Origin of the sequence: Mucilaginibacter gossypii (assembly GCF_900100945.1) — a bacterium.
In the GTDB taxonomy this organism is placed as follows: domain Bacteria; phylum Bacteroidota; class Bacteroidia; order Sphingobacteriales; family Sphingobacteriaceae; genus Mucilaginibacter; species Mucilaginibacter gossypii.
The window spans coordinates 164,982-182,662 of the sequence record NZ_FNCG01000015.1 but is presented as its reverse complement, the minus strand read 5'-3'; the positions used below and the strand labels follow the sequence as shown (position 1 = coordinate 182,662).

General features: G+C 43.5%; 16 protein-coding genes and 1 tRNA gene. 9 read left to right on the top strand and 8 right to left on the bottom strand.

Translation table 11 applies throughout. The features are described from left to right. Nucleotides 1-138: 138 nt before the first annotated feature. Nucleotides 139-753, bottom strand: coding sequence for a DUF1349 domain-containing protein (locus BLS28_RS23320; protein ID WP_091173098.1), 615 nt, complete (start codon nt 751-753; stop codon nt 139-141). Between the two features lie 168 nt (nt 754-921). On the opposite strand from BLS28_RS23320, the gene BLS28_RS23315 reads away from it, so the two are divergent. Both BLS28_RS23315 and BLS28_RS23310 read left to right on the top strand, forming a co-directional pair. After that, nucleotides 922-1,179 carry a hypothetical protein gene (locus BLS28_RS23315; protein ID WP_091173095.1) on the top strand — a complete coding sequence of 86 codons (258 nt, stop codon included), beginning with the start codon at nt 922-924 and terminating at the stop codon, nt 1,177-1,179. Between the two features lie 163 nt (nt 1,180-1,342). Continuing rightward, nucleotides 1,343-2,119 carry an SDR family oxidoreductase gene (locus BLS28_RS23310; protein WP_091173093.1) on the top strand — a complete coding sequence of 259 codons (777 nt, stop codon included), beginning with the start codon at nt 1,343-1,345 and terminating at the stop codon, nt 2,117-2,119. Between the two features lie 58 nt (nt 2,120-2,177). Here BLS28_RS23310 and BLS28_RS23305 read toward each other — a convergent pair whose 3' ends face one another. Further along, a complete protein-coding gene (locus BLS28_RS23305) occupies nt 2,178-3,218 on the bottom strand; it encodes a methyltransferase (protein ID WP_091173090.1) in 1,041 nt (346 codons plus the stop codon). 433 nt (nt 3,219-3,651) lie between these two features. Between BLS28_RS23305 and BLS28_RS23300 the strand changes: the two genes are divergently transcribed. Further along, nucleotides 3,652-4,416 (top strand): DUF4382 domain-containing protein, encoded by a 765-nt coding sequence (locus BLS28_RS23300; protein ID WP_091173087.1) that lies wholly within the window; start codon nt 3,652-3,654, stop codon nt 4,414-4,416. A 326-nt stretch (nt 4,417-4,742) separates the two neighbouring features. Then, nucleotides 4,743-6,377, top strand: a complete 1,635-nt coding sequence (locus BLS28_RS23295) for an ABC-F family ATP-binding cassette domain-containing protein (protein WP_091173085.1) — start codon at nt 4,743-4,745, stop codon at nt 6,375-6,377. Nucleotides 6,378-6,510: 133 nt separating this feature from the next. Here the strand turns inward: BLS28_RS23295 and BLS28_RS23290 are convergent, their stop codons facing one another. From BLS28_RS23290 to metG, 3 genes are all read right to left on the bottom strand, one after another. Continuing rightward, nucleotides 6,511-7,380, bottom strand: a complete 870-nt coding sequence (locus BLS28_RS23290; RefSeq protein WP_091173082.1) for a DUF7003 family protein — start codon at nt 7,378-7,380, stop codon at nt 6,511-6,513. 168 nt (nt 7,381-7,548) lie between these two features. Beyond that, nucleotides 7,549-7,620 (bottom strand) — tRNA-Arg (locus BLS28_RS23285). Between the two features lie 138 nt (nt 7,621-7,758). Beyond that, on the bottom strand, nt 7,759-9,831 hold the full coding sequence (metG, locus tag BLS28_RS23280) for a methionine--tRNA ligase (RefSeq protein ID WP_091173080.1): 2,073 nt from the start codon (nt 9,829-9,831) through the stop codon (nt 7,759-7,761). Nucleotides 9,832-9,968: 137 nt separating this feature from the next. On the opposite strand from metG, the gene BLS28_RS23275 reads away from it, so the two are divergent. The 4 genes from BLS28_RS23275 (at nt 9,969) to BLS28_RS23260 (ending at nt 14,350) form a co-directional block, all read left to right on the top strand. Continuing rightward, nucleotides 9,969-10,871, top strand: coding sequence for a S66 peptidase family protein (locus tag BLS28_RS23275; protein ID WP_091173077.1), 903 nt, complete (start codon nt 9,969-9,971; stop codon nt 10,869-10,871). 243 nt (nt 10,872-11,114) lie between these two features. Beyond that, nucleotides 11,115-12,212, top strand: a complete 1,098-nt coding sequence (locus tag BLS28_RS23270) for a ligase-associated DNA damage response exonuclease (RefSeq protein ID WP_091173073.1) — start codon at nt 11,115-11,117, stop codon at nt 12,210-12,212. Next, nucleotides 12,209-13,825 carry an ATP-dependent DNA ligase gene (locus tag BLS28_RS23265; RefSeq protein ID WP_091173068.1) on the top strand — a complete coding sequence of 539 codons (1,617 nt, stop codon included), beginning with the start codon at nt 12,209-12,211 and terminating at the stop codon, nt 13,823-13,825. The genes BLS28_RS23270 and BLS28_RS23265 overlap by 4 nt, the downstream gene beginning before the upstream one ends. Before the next feature lie 63 nt (nt 13,826-13,888). Then, nucleotides 13,889-14,350 carry a MaoC family dehydratase gene (locus BLS28_RS23260; protein ID WP_090534746.1) on the top strand — a complete coding sequence of 154 codons (462 nt, stop codon included), beginning with the start codon at nt 13,889-13,891 and terminating at the stop codon, nt 14,348-14,350. 71 nt (nt 14,351-14,421) lie between these two features. On the opposite strand, the gene nadD is transcribed toward BLS28_RS23260, so the two are convergent. The 3 genes from nadD to BLS28_RS23245 form a co-directional block, all read right to left on the bottom strand. Continuing rightward, the gene (nadD, locus tag BLS28_RS23255) at nt 14,422-14,994 is read right to left on the bottom strand and encodes a nicotinate (nicotinamide) nucleotide adenylyltransferase (RefSeq protein WP_091173065.1); all 573 of its coding nucleotides are present in this window, start codon (nt 14,992-14,994) and stop codon (nt 14,422-14,424) included. An 88-nt stretch (nt 14,995-15,082) separates the two neighbouring features. Next, on the bottom strand, nt 15,083-15,664 hold the full coding sequence (gene gmk / locus BLS28_RS23250; protein WP_090534749.1) for a guanylate kinase: 582 nt from the start codon (nt 15,662-15,664) through the stop codon (nt 15,083-15,085). A gap of 79 nt (nt 15,665-15,743) precedes the next feature. Then, nucleotides 15,744-16,619 carry a YicC/YloC family endoribonuclease gene (locus tag BLS28_RS23245; RefSeq protein WP_256337519.1) on the bottom strand — a complete coding sequence of 292 codons (876 nt, stop codon included), beginning with the start codon at nt 16,617-16,619 and terminating at the stop codon, nt 15,744-15,746. A 238-nt stretch (nt 16,620-16,857) separates the two neighbouring features. Between BLS28_RS23245 and BLS28_RS23240 the strand changes: the two genes are divergently transcribed. Next, complete coding sequence (locus tag BLS28_RS23240) at nt 16,858-17,667, top strand: hypothetical protein (protein WP_091173059.1); 810 nt, start codon at nt 16,858-16,860, stop codon at nt 17,665-17,667. The last annotated feature ends 14 nt before the right edge of the window (nt 17,668-17,681 follow it).

Below are 17,681 nucleotides of genomic sequence, written 5' to 3'. Positions count from 1 at the left end.
TTACCGGGGCAAAAATAATAAAAATGGTGGAAATGTAATGAAAGCGATATTCTTCCTCTTTCTACCATAATACTTTTAAAATAAAAAAGCCTTCAAACTCCAGTTCAAAGGCGTAGCTCTATCCATCTTCCGGCAAAATTACTTGCTGATCTTCTGTACTTTAAAATCTTCAAACTTTACATCAAAGCTTTGTTTACCCGGTGCTGCCGCAACCATGCCAATCATCGCTTTTACATTGGGCGGAAAGTAAGCCAGGCGGAGCATATCATATTTTTCACCATCGAACGAATATTTGATTTCTACGAAATCGCCTTTGCGCAGCAGTTTCAGCCAAACCGATTTGGGGCTGTCATGCCTCGGCACTACAGACCAGTCCGAAACTTCGCGGGTAACTACAGCGCTTACGTTTTGTACGCCGTCAACATATTCAATTCCGGTTTTTATCCAGTTTTTGTTATCTATCCTTACCATTAACCCGGCCTGGTGAAACAGCTCTTTGTAGGCCCCGGTAATTTTTACGCTGGCTTCAAAATCGCCTTCCTGTTCGGTAAAATAAAATGGACCGTTATCCCTGATAAAGCCATAATGTGTTATCCGCCAGTAATCGGTTGCGGGGTCAACGGTCATGTGCAGCGTACTGCCTTCTATTAATGATTTTTGAGGTTTACTGTACCATTGCATACTGTTTAAATTTTGTGCGAAACCAAATTTGCTGAGCAGGGCAAATAAGGTTAAAAAGGTTAGTTTTTTCATAGAGGTAAATTTATGATATATGATAATAAAGAATGAAGATAGTTTTAGGCTATAAATTTTTGTTTGGCCGGCCTTGTCACACCAAGCCTTGCAAGGCCAGAGAAGGGGTATTATTTATTAATTGTTAAAATATACTTAACTTAGTATTAAACAACATAAGCAAAATGTATGTCGAAGAACAAACTGCCGCTCTATGCTATAGTTGAATTATTGATGCGCCTTGCCGGTATCGATCCTCAAATCGGAAATTATAAAAATCATTCAGAACGCGGAGACAACGTTCTTGTAAAAACCACCAACGGCACTATTCAACTTTCAAGGGCCCTTGTTTTATCCCAGTTTCATAGGCCCGAAGACATTGAGAAACGCGAATTGGAATCCCTGGCTTCAAGGTTTAGAAGGAAACTGAGCAGGGCAAACAGGTGAAAGAAAAATCAGCCCCAAATCAAAGTAATAACCACATGGAGTATTTGTAATCTTTCGCAAAAAAACTGAATAGTTGTTTGACTGTGGGCTAATCGTCAATTTTTTAGAACAGCAGGTCTTATAGTTAAAAATTCAGGACATTTGCTTCTTAAAAGATTTGCTTATGAACCTCGGATTAGATCAAAAGGTAGCTGTAGTGCTGGCTGCAAGTAAAGGATTAGGAAAAGCCTCGGCAATGGCTTTATCAGCAGAAGGCGCGAAAGTCATCATCGGTTCCCGGAACGCGGCAGAACTTAACGAGGCCGCAGAAGACATCAGCTCAAAGACGGGCAATGAAGTGTCCTGCTTCCCGGTAGACGTTAGCAATAGCGAGCAATTGACTTCGTTTATAAATGGGGCGGGCAGCATATACGGACGGATAGATATATTGGTTAATAATGCCGGCGGGCCACCGTTCGGGAAGTTTGAGAGCTTTGACGACACACAATGGCAACAGGCTTATGAACAAAACTTGCTGAGTTTTGTTCGTACATCCCGGTTGGTATTACCGTTCATGAAAAAGGCAGGCAGCGGCCGTATTATCAATATCGTTAGCGGTTCGGTCAAGTCTGTATTGACCAACTCGGTGCTGTCTACCGCGATGCGTATGGGCGTAGTTGGTACGGCCAAAATGCTTGCCGACGAATTAGGCGTTTATGGAATTACCGTCAATAACATTGCGCCGGGCCTTATTTTGACAGATCGGATCAGGCACACACTGCCCCAGGACGTGGACCCCGAAGAGGCAATTAAGGAAAAAGCTAAAAGCATTCCACTCAAACGCATTGGTAAGCCGGAAGAGTTTGCAGCCCTGGTAGCATTCCTTTCATCTGCCCAGGCGGCATACATCAGCGGGACAACCATACAGGTAGACGGAGGTGCCAGCCGTGCTATTTTTTAATTAGGTTCGAACTTTTTGCCTGTATTTCTTTTCCTCTCAGTAATATCGAACCCATGATCTATTTGTATGCAATTGCCGCGCTTGATGGCCCGGTTAATGGAATAATTGAAGTTGATTTAAACCCGGCAATATTTGCCCATCTGTTAAAGTCGGCAAATGTGTAATCAAATCCGGTACCTGTTTCAATAAGCATATTCAAGCTCATCATCATTCCAAAAACATTTTGTTTTCGCTCGCTATCTATTATGTTTTCGATAGCTACAAATGCTCCGTTGGCGGGGAGCGCGTCATAAGCTTTTTTCATTAATGATATTTTATTTTCCTCGTCCCAATCATGCAGGATATTTCCCATTACAACAACATCAGCATTGGGTATCGGCATAGTGAAGAAGTTGCCGCTTGCTGTTTTTACCTGGTCGGATAGCCCGAATTGCTGTATAGTTGCGTTTGCGACAGGCTCAACCGGCGGAAGGTCAAAACTGGTGCAACGCATATGGGCATTATGCCTGGCAACCATCAATGAAAGTAGCCCGGCCGAACCGCCTACATCAATCAGTGTTTTATATTGGGTAAAATCAAATTTTTGAGCAAAGGCCATAAAGTTCCCCATTTGAATGCCACTCATTGCATTAATAAACCCTTTCAATTTTTCAGGATCTGAATATATTAAGCCAAAAAAATCCTCGCTTTTTTTTATTTCGTTTTGCGGAAGCCCGGTAAGCAATCCTTCGCCCAGGCTACCCCAAAATGTATATAAACGATTATTCATCATTTCAAGGATGCCGCCAATATATGATGGCTTGTTTTTATCTAAAAATGTATCTGTGTCGAGAGAATTAGAATAAATAGCCGTATCCAAAATACCTTCACGCTTTAAAAAACCAAAAATGGTTAACGCATCTAAAAAATCGTAAACATTCCTGTCGGTACATTTAAGCCCTAAAATGTTTTTGATATCGTTGGCTTTCATGGTTTTCTTTTCGGCAAGCCGGGTGAACAATTGAAAACTTACGGCGGTTAAAAGGATTTTTGAGGCCCAAAACCCTGTGCCAATTTTCATAATGTTTTCGGGTGATGGCTGGTTAGGTTGCTGTTCCATTTTTTTAGTAATTATCGGTTTAAAACTGGTGATGCCTTTCGGCGAATTCTACCCGGGCGGGAGAAATTAATTATCTAAAATACAGGTATTTAATTTAAAAAGAAAGGGGGATTGATAATTGTGAAGAATGTATTTATGTTAATTGATTATACCTTTTTCTGTTCGGGCCAAATGGAGGCAAGGCATGATAATTTCTTCGAAATAATGAATTGTGCTATTAGCCGTGCCTTTATTGCTTAAAATGATATCAGTATTTGGAGTACCGCTACGAATGAAGGTACGACTGATTTGAGCAGGGTTTGCGGCAAAAGGGAATAATGCATCGGCGAAAAACCATTCCGCGGCTATTCGTCGACACAATTACCTCATTCATCGTCACATTGACACAAAAAATAGGCGGATTTGTTCCCTCAATAAACAAACTTTTTAAATCATGAAAAAGCTATTTTTATTTACTGCAGCCCTAAGCCTTATGCTCTTTTCCTGTAAAAAGGATAGTACCAATAACGGGAGTACCGCCCACGTGACCGTGAAGATGACCGATGCCCCCGGTGCTTTTGATGCCGTAATCCTGAATATCAAAAGTGTGATCATTGTAACCGACAAGGGTGAACAAACGCTCAATGTGGATGGAGGCGCGGTTGATATCCTGCGTTTCCGTTCGGGCCGTGATACTGTGCTGGCCGATCAGGATATCCCCGCAGGGACTATTCAGCAGGTGCGCCTGGTGTTGAACGACAGCGGTAACCGTGTGATTGTAGCCGGAGTATCATATGACCTGACTACGCCAAGTGGCCAGACCTCCGGCGTGAAGCTGAACGTTCATGATAAGCTTACCGCCGGTATCGCTTACACTATGCGTTTGGACTTCGACGCCGCACAATCCGTTGTACTTACCGGTAACGGCAAGTACATCCTCAAACCAGTGATCCGCGCAATTGCTACTGCCGCTTCGGGTGCACTGACCGGTGTAGTTAGCCCGGCCGCATCCTCACCAAAGGTATATGCTATTACAGGTGCCGACACCATTGGCTCAACTACAGATGCCACCGGTAAATATTATTTTCCTGGCCTCGCAGCAGGCAGTTACCAGGTGAAATTTGTGCCGGTTAGCCCCTATGCCATCAAAACAGTAACTAACATTTCGGTAACAAACGGCACCGTCACTGATATGGGAACGGTGAATATTACCCAGTAACCCTGGTTTACTATTAAAAGGAAACAGCGGAGATTCAGCGGATGGTTAGATGATCTCCGCACCGTTAACCTATATCTTGTAAAAAGCCTTTGATCTTCAGATTAAAGGCTTTTTAGTTGAAATTTGGCCTCAGTGAGGATATTTCTAAGCTCATAGCTTGCAGTGTTTCCTAAATTAGGCTATTTGCTATTTATTTTTTTGATATAGGTGGATTGCAAATCTTCAACATCGGTATAGGCAAACGCGGTTCGATAGCCTCTTCATAGTTCCTGCCATAATTCTATGTCTTTCACTTATCTTTGCGCAAAATTCAATATTACCATACAGTGATCAATGTCAACAACATCTCCGTTTCATTTGGCGGAACCACCTTATTTAGCGACGTAACCTTCTCTATCAATGAGAACGATAAGATAGCCCTGATGGGTAAGAATGGCGCAGGCAAGTCGACCATCCTCAAGATCATCGCCGGTGCGGCCAAACCTACGACCGGCAATGTAACCGGCCCTAAAGACGCGGTAATAGCGTATTTGCCGCAGCACTTGCTTACCCAGGATAACGTTACCGTTTTTGAGGAAACGATGAAAGCTTTTGACGAGGCTAATCAGATGCAGAAAGAGCTGGACGAAGTGAATGAGCAACTTAATATTCGTACCGATTACGACAGTGACGACTACATGAAGCTGATTGAGCGGGTATCGGAGCTGAGCGAAAAATTTTATTCGCAGGAGGAGGTGAATTATGATGCGGAGGTAGAAAAGGTATTGAAGGGTTTAGGTTTTGAACGCAAGGATTTTACCCGCCAAACTTCCGAGTTCTCGGGCGGCTGGCGTATGCGTATCGAGCTGGCCAAAATCCTGTTGAAGAAACCGGATTTGATCTTGCTGGATGAGCCTACCAACCACATGGATATTGAGAGTATACAATGGCTGGAAGATTTCCTGGTAAACTCGGCAAAGGCGGTGATGGTTATCTCCCACGATCGTACATTTGTTGATAACATCACCAACCGTACCATCGAGGTTACCATGGGCAGGATCTACGATTACAAAGCCAAGTACACCCATTACCTCCAGTTGCGTGCTGACCGCCGGGTACATCAATTAAAAGCATACGAAGAACAACAGCGTTTTATAGCCGATAACCAGGAATTTATTGACCGGTTCAGAGGCACGTACTCCAAAACTTTGCAGGTACAATCCCGCGTAAAAATGCTCGAAAAGCTTGAGGTTATTGAGATAGATGAAGTAGATACATCTGCCTTGCGATTGAAATTTCCGCCATCGCCACGTTCCGGTCAGTACCCGGTAATGGTTGAAGACCTGACAAAAACCTATGGCGATCATGTGGTGTTCCAAAAGGCAGCAATGGTGATTGAGCGGGGCGAAAAAGTGGCTTTTGTTGGTAAAAACGGAGAAGGCAAATCGACCATGATTAAAGCTATCATGGGCGAGATTGATTTTGAAGGTTCCTTAAAAGTAGGTCACAACGCCAAGATCGGCTACTTTGCCCAAAACCAAGCAGCTTTGTTAGACGAGAATTTGACCGTGTTTGATACTATCGACCAGATTCCCTTAAGCGATGGCACAGTAAAGATCAAAGATCTTTTGGGTGCATTTATGTTCAGCGGCGATGATACTACCAAAAAGGTTAAGGTACTTTCGGGCGGTGAGAAAACACGTTTAGCAATGATCAAACTGTTGCTGGAACCTGTAAACGTATTGATCCTGGATGAGCCAACCAACCACTTGGATATGAGAACCAAGGATATCATCAAAGATGCCCTAAGAGATTTCGACGGAACGCTTATCCTCGTATCTCACGACAGGGATTTCCTTGACGGGCTGGTGAAAAAGGTATTTGAGTTCGGAAATAAGCGTGTTCGTGAACATTTTGAGGATATTAAAGGATTTTTAGCTTATAAGAAAATGGATAGCTTGAAGCAGATTGAGCAGGGGTAAAAATTAGTGCATTTTTGCTGTAAAAGGAAAGCCTGCAATTATTTGCAGGCTTTCCTTTTACAATATTGTTTTGAGTAGTCGATACGTGAGTTGAATACTTAACGAAAGTTTTAAAAGCAATGTAAGGGAGCTATCATAAATTCCCCGACTCCCAGTTTGACCAATGGTTGTTTGGTTTGTTTTTCGGTTTCCAAAAACCAGGATTTCCAGTTACAAGCACTTTTGCAATCAACTGATAGGTTTCCTGGTTACTTGGCAAAATGTGTTTTTGATAAACACTCTCAAAATGAAACTTATCTATAATCGATATTTCAGGCAGGTCACTTGGCAAATGCGCTTTGATATCGTATTCGGTTGCATTCATAATTAAGGGGTGAGTTTCGCTAAAGTATCGTACTAACCCCTCAAAATTTATTAGGCGCTTCGGGTTATCGAAGGCCCTTGGCTTAATCCCAAAATGAGTATATTTTTTTTCAATGTGTTCAATCTTAACCTTATGACCTCTCACAATAACATAGTTAGCGTTTGGATCAACTAACTCGAACTGTTCCATTTCCGACCCGCTTTTGTTTTGTATTCGCTCGTATTCTTCTCCAATAATTAATATTATACGACTTGCATTGGTAATATAATTCCGTTCAGGGTACTTATCTATAGGATAATTAATGCAGTTTCCTATATAGTCCAATTCGATCTCGGCATCACCACCACGGTTTGCGTAACCGTTTTTTTCAAAAACAATTGCCCAACGACTTGCATCCGCATAAAGATGGATACGATTACCCGCTGTAGCAAAATAGCCATGTTCAAGGTCAAAAAAGAAATTGTATTTAATATCATCTTTCTTCCCAGCCGGGTAATATTCGCTCGGAATACCTTTAAAGGCAAGATCCAACTGAGTAAGTATTTCTTTTTCGGTGAAGCTTGTTTTAAAAAAAGTATTAGTGACGCCTGAAAACAATAAAGCAAGTGTCAATAAGCCAATGATAAGAATCGGTTTCATGAAACTAAAGTTAATTTATTCAGTAAGAATTACGAAAGCTTTTGAATTTTCATCTAAAGCTTCTCATATTATTTTTTCTCGCTTTCGGTGTTATCACCGAACTACTTTAACGTTCCAATAACGACAAAAGCCTTGAGACTTCCGTCTAAAGGCTTTTGTCTTAGGATGTGGTCCCGACGAGAATCGAACTCATATCTAGAGTTTAGGAAACTCCTATTCTATCCGTTGAACTACGGGACCGTTTAAAAATCAGCCTCAAAAAAGACCGATCTTTTATTTAGTTTGCAAAGGTGCAATTTTTCGATGAAAAATCACACCCTAAAATTCAAAATTTAAAAACAGCTCATTTGCGCATCTTCGCATCTTAAATCTGCACATTTAACGGATTACTGCGCCATTGTGGAAATCTTCAGTAGGGGCAACAAAGCTCAGCTTGCCTTCGCTGTTTTCGGCCATCAGGATCATGCCTTGCGATACAATACCTTTGATCTCCCTCGGCTCCAGGTTTACCAGTATGCTTACTTTTTGGCCTATGATGTTTTCCGGCTCATAATATTCGGCAATGCCGGATACTACGGTGCGCTCGTCAATTCCTGTATCAATGGTCAGCTTCAGCAGCTTTTTGGTTTTGGCAACCTTTTCGGCAGCTAAAATGGTACCTGTACGGATATCCATGGTAGCAAAGGTTTCGTAGTTAACATTTTCCTTTGCAGGTAACACATCGGCCGATTTTGGCGGAACCGCAGCGGCTTTCTTATCTGATAGCTTTTTAAGCTGGGCTTCTATCACATCGTCCTCTACCTTTTCAAACAACAGCGCAGCCGGGTTCAACTGGTGACCGTTGTTAAAATACATTTCCTGGTCATAAGCTATCGGCTCATTAGGCAGGTTAAGCATAGTAATGATCCTTTTAGCTGTAGCGGGTAAAAAGGCCTGCGCCACGGTAGCGAGGTGACCAATCAGCACCAAACAATTGTGCAGCGCTTCTTTAGCAGCGGCAGGCTCTGTTTTAATGGTTTTCCACGGCTCTTTTTCGGTTAGGTAACGGTTACCTAAGCGGGCCATATCCATTACAGCCTGCAAAGCCTGGCGGTAGCGGTAAGCTTCAAGGTTCTTTTCTATCTCATCATAATATTCGCCAATGCCAGTGCTCAGGGTTGCGTCGGTAAATTCTATCTTTTCAGTATCAGCCTCAATTTTACCGTCGTAAAATTTATGCATCAATATCATTACCCGGTTCACAAAGTTACCTAATATGGCTACCAGCTCGTTATTTACCCGGGCCTGGTAATCTTTCCAGGTAAACTCGCTGTCGCTGGTTTCGGGTAGGATGGAGGTTAGCACATAGCGTAATTCGTCCTGTTTGCCCGGGAACTCTTCCAGGTACTCATGCAGCCAAACCGCGTGGTTACGCGAAGTGGAAAGTTTATCGCCTTCTAAATTCAGAAACTCGTTGGCTGGTACGTTTTGCGGCAAAATATATTCGCCGTGCGCGTGCAGTATAGATGGAAAAATAATACAATGGAATACGATATTATCCTTACCGATAAAATGCAATAAGCAAGCATCATCCTGCTCATCGGCCTGTTTTTTCCAGTATAGCTTCCAGTCTTTTTTGTTATCAATAGCCCATTGCTTGGTGGCCGAAATATAACCGATAGGCGCATCCATCCACACATAAAGCTTTTTGCCTTTAGCCTCGGCCAGCGGTACGTCAATGCCCCAGTCAAGGTCGCGGGTCATGGAGCGCGGCTGCAGGCCCGATTTTAGCCATGATTTGCACTGGCCAAAAACATTCACTTTCCAGCTGCCTTCTTTGGCATCTATCCATTGCTCCAGCCATGGCTGGTATTTATCCAAAGGGAGGTACCAGTGTTTGGTTGATTTAAGCACGGGCGTTTTGCCACTTAGGGTCGAGATCGGGTTAATGAGGTCGGTAGGGCTAAGGGAGGTGCCGCAGCGCTCGCACTGGTCGCCGTAGGCATTTTCGTTACCGCAATTAGGGCAGGTTCCGATGATATAACGGTCGGCCAGAAACTGCTGATAATCTTCGTCAAAATACTGATCGGAGAATTTTTCAATAAACTCGTCCTTTTCATATAGGTTCAGGAAAAACTCCTGGCTTAGCTCATGATGAATAGGCGACGAGGTACGGTGATAAATATCAAATGCGATACCGAACTCTTCAAAACTATCTTTTATCTGTTTGTGGTATTTATCGATAATGGCTTGCGGGGTAGTATCTTCTTTTTTGGCTTTGATGGTAATAGCAGCACCGTGCTCATCCGAGCCGCATATGTACACCACGTCCTTCTTTTTCAACCTTAAATACCGCACAAAAATATCTGCCGGCAGGTAAGCACCGGCAAGGTGACCGATATGTAAGGGGCCGTTGGCATAAGGCAGGGCCGATGTAATGGTGAATCGTTTATATTTGTTGAGTTGTGACATTAAATATCGCCTTGGTAAATAGTGTGCAAAGATAATTGATTTAAGTGGGAAAAATGCCTGAACCATGATGCTCATGATTTAAGGATTTCCTGATTTTTTTCTCTTATTATCAAGGTAATCGTTCAATCTTTAAAATCATGGTTCAAACTCAACCCTCATACCTCAAAAAAGGCGACAAAATAGCCATCACCTGCCCTGCCAAAAAACTGCCCAACCCCATGACAGATGCTATCGCGCTTCTGCAGAGCTGGGGACTGGAAGTTGTTTTGGGAGATACTGTAGACGCCTCATTTCATCAATTTGCCGGCGATGATGATTTTAGGGCAGCCGATATGCAGCGTTTTATTGACGATGACAGTATCAAAGCCATCATTGCCGCCCGTGGGGGCTATGGAACCGTGAGGATGATTGACAAGGTTGACTTTAGCCGTTTTGTACAAAATCCCAAATGGCTTATCGGCTTTAGCGATATAACGCTATTACATACCCACTTGTTTACTAATTATGGGGTGCAAACCATTCACGGGCAAATGCCGGTTAACATTCCCGATGCGTCCAAACATTCGATCGATACTTTACGAAGAGCCTTGTTTGGCGAGGAATTAAATTATGAATTTACAACACATGATGTTAATAAACCAGGCAAAGCCAAAGGTACCATTGTAGGCGGTAATTTATCGTTGCTGGTAGCTGCTGCAGGGTCGGTGTCCGATCTGGATTATAACAATAAGGTTCTGTTTATAGAGGACGTAGGTGAGTATTTGTACTCGGTAGATAGAATGCTGCGGATGTTGGACAGGGCAGGTAAACTAAAAAAACTCGCAGGTTTGGTAGTAGGCGGCTTTACCGATATCAAAGATAATGACATACCGTTTGGCCAAACTGTGTCCCAAATAGTGATGGAGATTGTTAAAGAATATAACTACCCGGTATGTTTCGATTTCCCGGCAGGGCATATCCCCGATAATAACAGTTTGGTATTAGGGCGAGAAGTGAGATTGCAGGTAGATGAAAAGCAGGCGAAGTTGTGGTTTAAATAACCAACAACGTAAGCTTCAAAAGAAAATGTCATTTCGACGAACCGGTTGTGGAAAATGTGTGAAGGGGGGAGGAGAAATCTTACGCCATGCATAGCGGCCTGCATGGCGTATAAGATTTCTCTTTCGCCCCGCCGCTCAAGTCTGCCCTTGCTCTATCGAAATGACATTTTTTTTGTTTTTGGGATGCTCCCCCTTTAGGGCCCCCGGGGGCAAACCAATTTGCTTATCAGTAGTTTATATAACATGGCTAAAAAACCGCTGCTTGAATTTACAGATAGAGGGATTTACTGCGCGCAGGGCAAATTTTATATCGATCCATGGAAGCCGGTTGATGATGCTGTAATAACCCACGCCCATGCCGATCATGCTTATTGGGGGCATAAACATTACCTTGCCCATCATCTTTCGCGCGAGGTTTTATTGTACCGTTTAGGCGAAATCAACCTGCAAACGGTTGAGTATGGTGAAATAGTACACAAGAATGGTGTTACTGTGTCACTCTTCCCGGCAGGCCACGTGATCGGCTCAGCGCAGATCCGGGTTGAATACAAAGGCGAGGTTTGGGTAGTATCCGGCGATTACAAGGTAGAAGATGATGGGATCTCTACTCCGTTTGAGCCGGTTAAATGCCATCACTTTATTTCAGAGTGTACTTTTGGGATGCCGGTTTACCAATGGAAACCGCAGGTACAAACCTTTAACGAGATTAATAGCTGGTGGCGTAATAACCTTGATAACGGACTGGCCACCGTATTGGTGGGTTATTCTTTAGGAAAAGCACAACGTATATTGCAAAACCTCGATTTGTTTAATGGAAAGATTTATACTCATGGTGTTATCGAAAATACCAATGAAGCCCTTCGTCGCAATGGCGTGTTGTTAAACCCAACCGAAAGAATTACGCAGGAAAGCTCAAAAGAAGAAGTTAGGAAAGGCATCATCATAGCGCCACCCTCATCAGTAGGTACGCCCTGGATGCGTAAGTTTCAGCCGTATAGTTTTGGTTATTGTTCGGGTTGGATGGCCATCCGCGGGGCTAAACGCCGTCGCGCTGCCGACAGGGGTTTTGTGCTTTCTGACCATGCCGATTGGGATGGTCTCATTAGCGCTATTGACGCTACGGATTGTGAGTGCGTTTACCTTACCCATGGATACACAGCCACGTTTTCGAGATATTTAAATGAGATTGGTTTTAATGCACATGAGGTGCATACTTTGTATGGAGGCGAAGAAGACCCCTCCAACCTCCCCGAAGGGGAGGCTCCAAGCGCCGGAGAACCAGAAAAGGAAGTCCTCTCCTTTGGAGAGGATTTAAGTGAGGTTGGAGGGGCCGATTCATGAAAGCCTTCGCCCAACTCTTTCTTTCGCTTGACGAAACCAATAAAACCAACGAAAAGGTTAAAGTATTAAAAGACTATTTTAATACAGTGCCCGATACCGATAAAATGCACATGCTTGCTTTGTTTACCGGTCGCCGGGCAAAGCGGCAGATCAATTCAACGCTGGTACGAAACTGGGCCATCGAGGCATCACACATTCCTGCCTGGCTTTTTGAGGAAAGCTATCATGTAGTGGGAGATTTGGCAGAAACTATGGCATTACTTATGCCTCAAAGTGACGCAAGCAGCAGCAAAACGCTTACCGAATGGATAGCCGAGATTAATGCCCTTAACGATAAAACTGAAGAGCGAAAAAAAGAATGGCTGATGGATTCATGGGCCATGCTGGATAGCCAGGAACGCTTTGTGTTTAATAAACTGCTAACCGGCAGTTTCAGGGTTGGCGTATCACAAAATTTGGTAATCAAGGCGCTGGCGGATATTTCCGGACTCGAACCCGCAGTACTTACCCATCGCATTATGGGGAGCTGGCTGCCCGAAACTTATCAGTTTTCGCAATTGATGGCGGAGCAGGATGCCGAAGCTAATATCTCCCGGCCTTATCCTTTTTTCCTGGCCTATCCTATCCAGGAAACGTCCGAAAAACAAAAAACTCCTGCTGAAGTAGGGATCGCCCTCGGTGATGCATCCGACTGGCAGGCCGAGTGGAAGTGGGATGGGATCCGTGCGCAAATGATAAAGCGCGGCGGCGAGATTTTTATCTGGAGCCGTGGCGAAGATCTGGCTACTGAGAAGTTTCCTGAGCTGCATCTCTTTTTAAATGCCCTCCCCGATGGTACGGTGATTGACGGCGAGATCCTCAGTTTCCAAAATGGCTTGCCTATGCCGTTTAACGTGCTGCAAACGCGTATCGGCAGAAAAAATCTCAGCAAAAAAATTCTGGAAGAAAGCCCTGTAGCCGTTATTGCTTATGATTGCCTGGAACATAAAGGTGAAGATATCCGCTATAAATCCCAAACTGAAAGACGGGAAATTTTGGAACAGTTACAAACAGAGACACGATATTCCGAAGTGTTCCGTATTTCATCGCTGATTCAGTTTGAAAGCTGGGAGCAGCTTGGAAGTATCAGGGAACAGTCGCGCGCTATGATAGCCGAGGGGATCATGCTGAAACGCAAAAGCGCGGCCTACCAGGTAGGCCGCCGCAGGGGCGATTGGTGGAAATGGAAGATCGATCCGCTATCGGTGGATGCTGTGATGATCTATGCCCAAAAAGGTCATGGCCGCCGGGCCGACCTGTATGCAGATTATACTTTTGCCGTTTGGGATGGCGACAAGCTGGTGCCTTTTGCCAAGGCTTATTCGGGGCTTACCGATGCGGAGATCAATAAGGTCGACTATTTTGTAAAACGCAATACCATCGAAAAATTTGGTCCCGTACGTACCGTAAAGCCCGAGTTGGTGTTTGAAATAGGTTTTGAGGGTATCAATAAGTCCACCCGTCATAAATCGGGCATAGCATTGCGGTTCCCGCGGATATTGAGGTGGCGGCATGACAAACCAAAAGAAGAAGCAGACACACTGGAAAGCTTAAAGGCATTACTGGGCGAATAAACACTATAATTTAATACCTTTGCGGCTTCAATATTAAAAAAACCTAACTATCAATAAACCAATATGATTGTAATCAGCAGTTTTCAGGAGTTTGAACAGCAGGTTGGCAACGACCTTGGCGTATCATCATGGCACACCATTACGCAGGAGCAGATCAACAAATTTGCCGATGCAACCCTCGATCACCAATGGATCCATACCGACCCGGAAAGGGCAAAAACTGAAAGCCCGTTTAAGTCAACCATTGCACATGGCTACCTTACACTTTCACTTATCCCTCACCTATGGAAAGAGATCGTAAAGATCGAAAACCTGAAAATGGAAATTAATTACGGTATCGAAAACCTTCGTTTTGCACAGCCGGTGCTGGTTGATAATGAAGTACGGTTAAAGGTAAAGCTGACCAGCTTGCTTAACCTTCGTGGCACAACGAAATCCACCATGGCCATCGAACTCGAAATAAAAGACCAGCGCAAACCGGCTTTTACCGGCGAAGTTGTGTTTTTATATCATTTTATTGGGTAAACCCACACTTAATAATCGCCCGTCATTGCTTTAAGGTACAAAGCGATGACGGGCGATTTAGATTTACAGAGTTACCTGTACAAGCTTTTGCTCTCAATAAATTTCAATACCGGGTCTGGTACAAAAAACTGTACGTTCTTTTTTTCGGCTATTGATTTGCGGATAAACGTTGCCGAAAGCTCCATAAGCGGTGTCATGGTGATGGTAACCGAAGGGTGATCGGCCAGTTCGGCGTTTTCATACCCGGGGCGTGGGTACACGTAAATGCGGTAATCGCGCAGGATAAGCTTATAGTTTTTCCACTTATGCAGGGAGCCAAGGTTATCCGAACCCATGATGAGGGCAAACTCATGCTCGGGATATTTTTCCTTTAAATGGGCAAGGGTATCAATGGTATACGATGGCTGGGGCAACTTCAGCTCAACATCGCTCACACTAATATTGGTTGCATTATCAGTAGCCAGGCGGGCCATCTCCAATCTGTCATAAGTGTTGATCAGATCGCCATACTTTTTTAACGGATTTTGGGGCGATACCACCAGCCACACCTTATCAAGCGTGGTATGGTTTGCCATATAATTGGCAATAATCAAATGCCCTATATGTATAGGATTAAATGAACCAAACAGTAAGCCTATCTTCATGTTGTGCCCCTAACCCCTAAAGGGGAAATTAAAAGTTTTGTAGATTAAGCGCTCCCGGTGTACAAAATGAGTTTTTTGCACTCCCCCTTCAGGGGGCCGGGGGGCTAATAAAGTTACTCACCAATTCCTCCGCTTCTGCGCAAGCCGTTTCAAGATCGTAATTTTTGAGTATAATATCAAATTGCGGAGCGTATTTAAGCTCTTTTTCTGCCTTAGCAAAGCGTTCTTTCAGTTTTTCTTCACTATCAGTGCCACGGCCGGTCAACCTTTCAATTAAAACCTCAAGCGATGGCGGTTGTACAAATATGGCCAAAGCCTGGGGACCGTATTTGCGTTTAAGGTGAAGGCCACCCTCAACGTCAATATCAAATATTACCGTTTTGCCTTTTGCCCAGATGCGCTCAATTTCAGTACGGAGCGTGCCATAAAAAGTACCGGTATAAACTTCTTCAAATTCAACAAACTGTTTTTTGGCAATGCGGTGCAAAAACTCTTCTTTACTTATAAAGTAGTAATCTTTTTCATGCACCTCATCGCCGCGGCGCTCACGCGTGGTGGCCGAAATGGAAAATTCAAGATCAGGAATTTTTCCCAGCAAATGATGTACTATGGTGGTTTTACCAGCACCTGAGGGAGCCGAAAATATGATGAGTTTACCTTCTTTGGTCATCGTTCATTAGTTCATGGTTCATAGCTGGTTATAGGGCAATGGAAGTAATCCATGAACTACGAACCATCATCTATGAACTTTACAATACGTTTAACAGTTGTTCTTTAATTTTTTCAAGCTCTTCTTTCATGCCTACTACCAGTTTCTGGATGTTGGCATCATTGGCTTTTGATCCTAATGTATTGATCTCGCGGCCAATCTCCTGCGAAATGAAGCCCAGCTTTTTGCCGTTTGCATCGGCGTTTTTTAATGTCTCGATAAAGTATTCGCAATGCGCTTTCAGCCTTACCTTTTCTTCGGTAATATCAAGCTTATCGATATAGTAGATCAGTTCCTGTTCAAACCGGTTTTGATCTATAGCTTCGCGGCTTGCGGCTTCGGCTAAAAACGTATTAAGGCGCTCGCGGACCAAAGGAACTCGTTTTGGATCTTCCAGCTCAACAAGGTCCAGGTTTTTTAATATAGTGTTAATACGCCCTTTAATCTCCAGTTCAATAACATTGCCTTCCTGTGACCTGAAATCCTGGAAAGCGGCCATAGCCTGTTGGAAAGTTTTCTCAACGGCTTTCCACTCATCTTCGGATATGGTATCTTCTTCGTATTTCACAACCTCTGGTAAGCCCAATGCCAGCTGAAGCAAGTTGCCGGTTGGTTCGCCAAGCTCTTCACTAACCGATTTAAGTTGATTATAGTAGTGTTTAAGCAGATCTTTATCGATCCCCGCCGCTTTTACCGACTGGCTTACCTGTTCGGTATTGATAGATAAGTTTACTTTACCGCGTTCAATAAGCTTGCTGCAGTCATTACGCAGCTGAAACTCTTTTTCGGCAAAAATCTTCGGCAAACGAAGTGATAGTTCTAAAAATTTGCTGTTCAGGGATTTAACCTCTACGGTGTATTTTGTACTGCCCGAATCAAAACTGGCAATTCCATACCCTGTCATGGATTTTATCATGCGGCAAAGATAGCAAATTTAGTTAGAGGTTAGAGATCGGAGATTAGAGGTTAGGTCACTCGGATTTCGAATGTTAAATTTCGGATTTGAAATAAATTCAATAGAGAGAGTTTATCATTCAAAAAAAATAAAAACTAACCTCCAGTCTCTAACCTCCAACCACCAAAGCGAAGCGCTTTAACACTTTTTCACATTTCAAATAAAATACACTTCCTATATTTACGTTCAATTATCACTGATGCGCAACTATTTATACCTGCTTTTAACAGGGGTTCTATACCTCATTACCGTTCATGTTTCGGCCCAGGAGTTTACGGTAAAAGGGGTTATCTCAAAAAAGGTGACCAATGAGCGTGTAGGGCAGGTTTTTGTTAAAGATCTGAATACCAAAACATTGATACTTAGTGATGATGTTGGCTGGTTTAGCATAAAAACCCGTGTTGGCGATACCCTGCTTTTTTCCCGCGATGACTATACCCCTCAAAAAGTAGTGGTACTGAACAATAGCGACATGCCCGTTTACATGCAGCCCATTATAAAACTTGACGAGGTAAAAGTTGTTGGCCAAACCAAGAGGCAGGAGATAAACCAGGTGTTAAACGATTATAAGAAACAGGGAACTTATTATAATGGCAAGCCGCCCGCGTTATCTTTTTTAAGTAACCCTGTAACCGGCCTTTACGAGCTTTTAGGAACAACTCCCAATCGCGCACGTCGCTTCGCTCAAAACGCCCAAAGCGAATTGGAGCAGGCCGAAATTCACAAACATTACAACATCCCATTTGTGAAGCAATATACCGGACTGGCTACTGATAGCCTTGCCCGTAAATTCATGAATTATTATACGCCTACCTACAAGGATATTAAAGCCTGGACTGATTATGACCTGATAAAGCACACCATACGGGCATATGAATATTACAAAAATAGCAGTGATAAAGAAAAGCTCGAAAAGCTAAACAGCCCAACATTCATCGTGCCGGATTCAACTGTTAAATTGGGTGAAGGGCCGGTAGAACTTAAAAAGGAAAAAAAACTGCCGCTTTAATCGTTAAAATACTT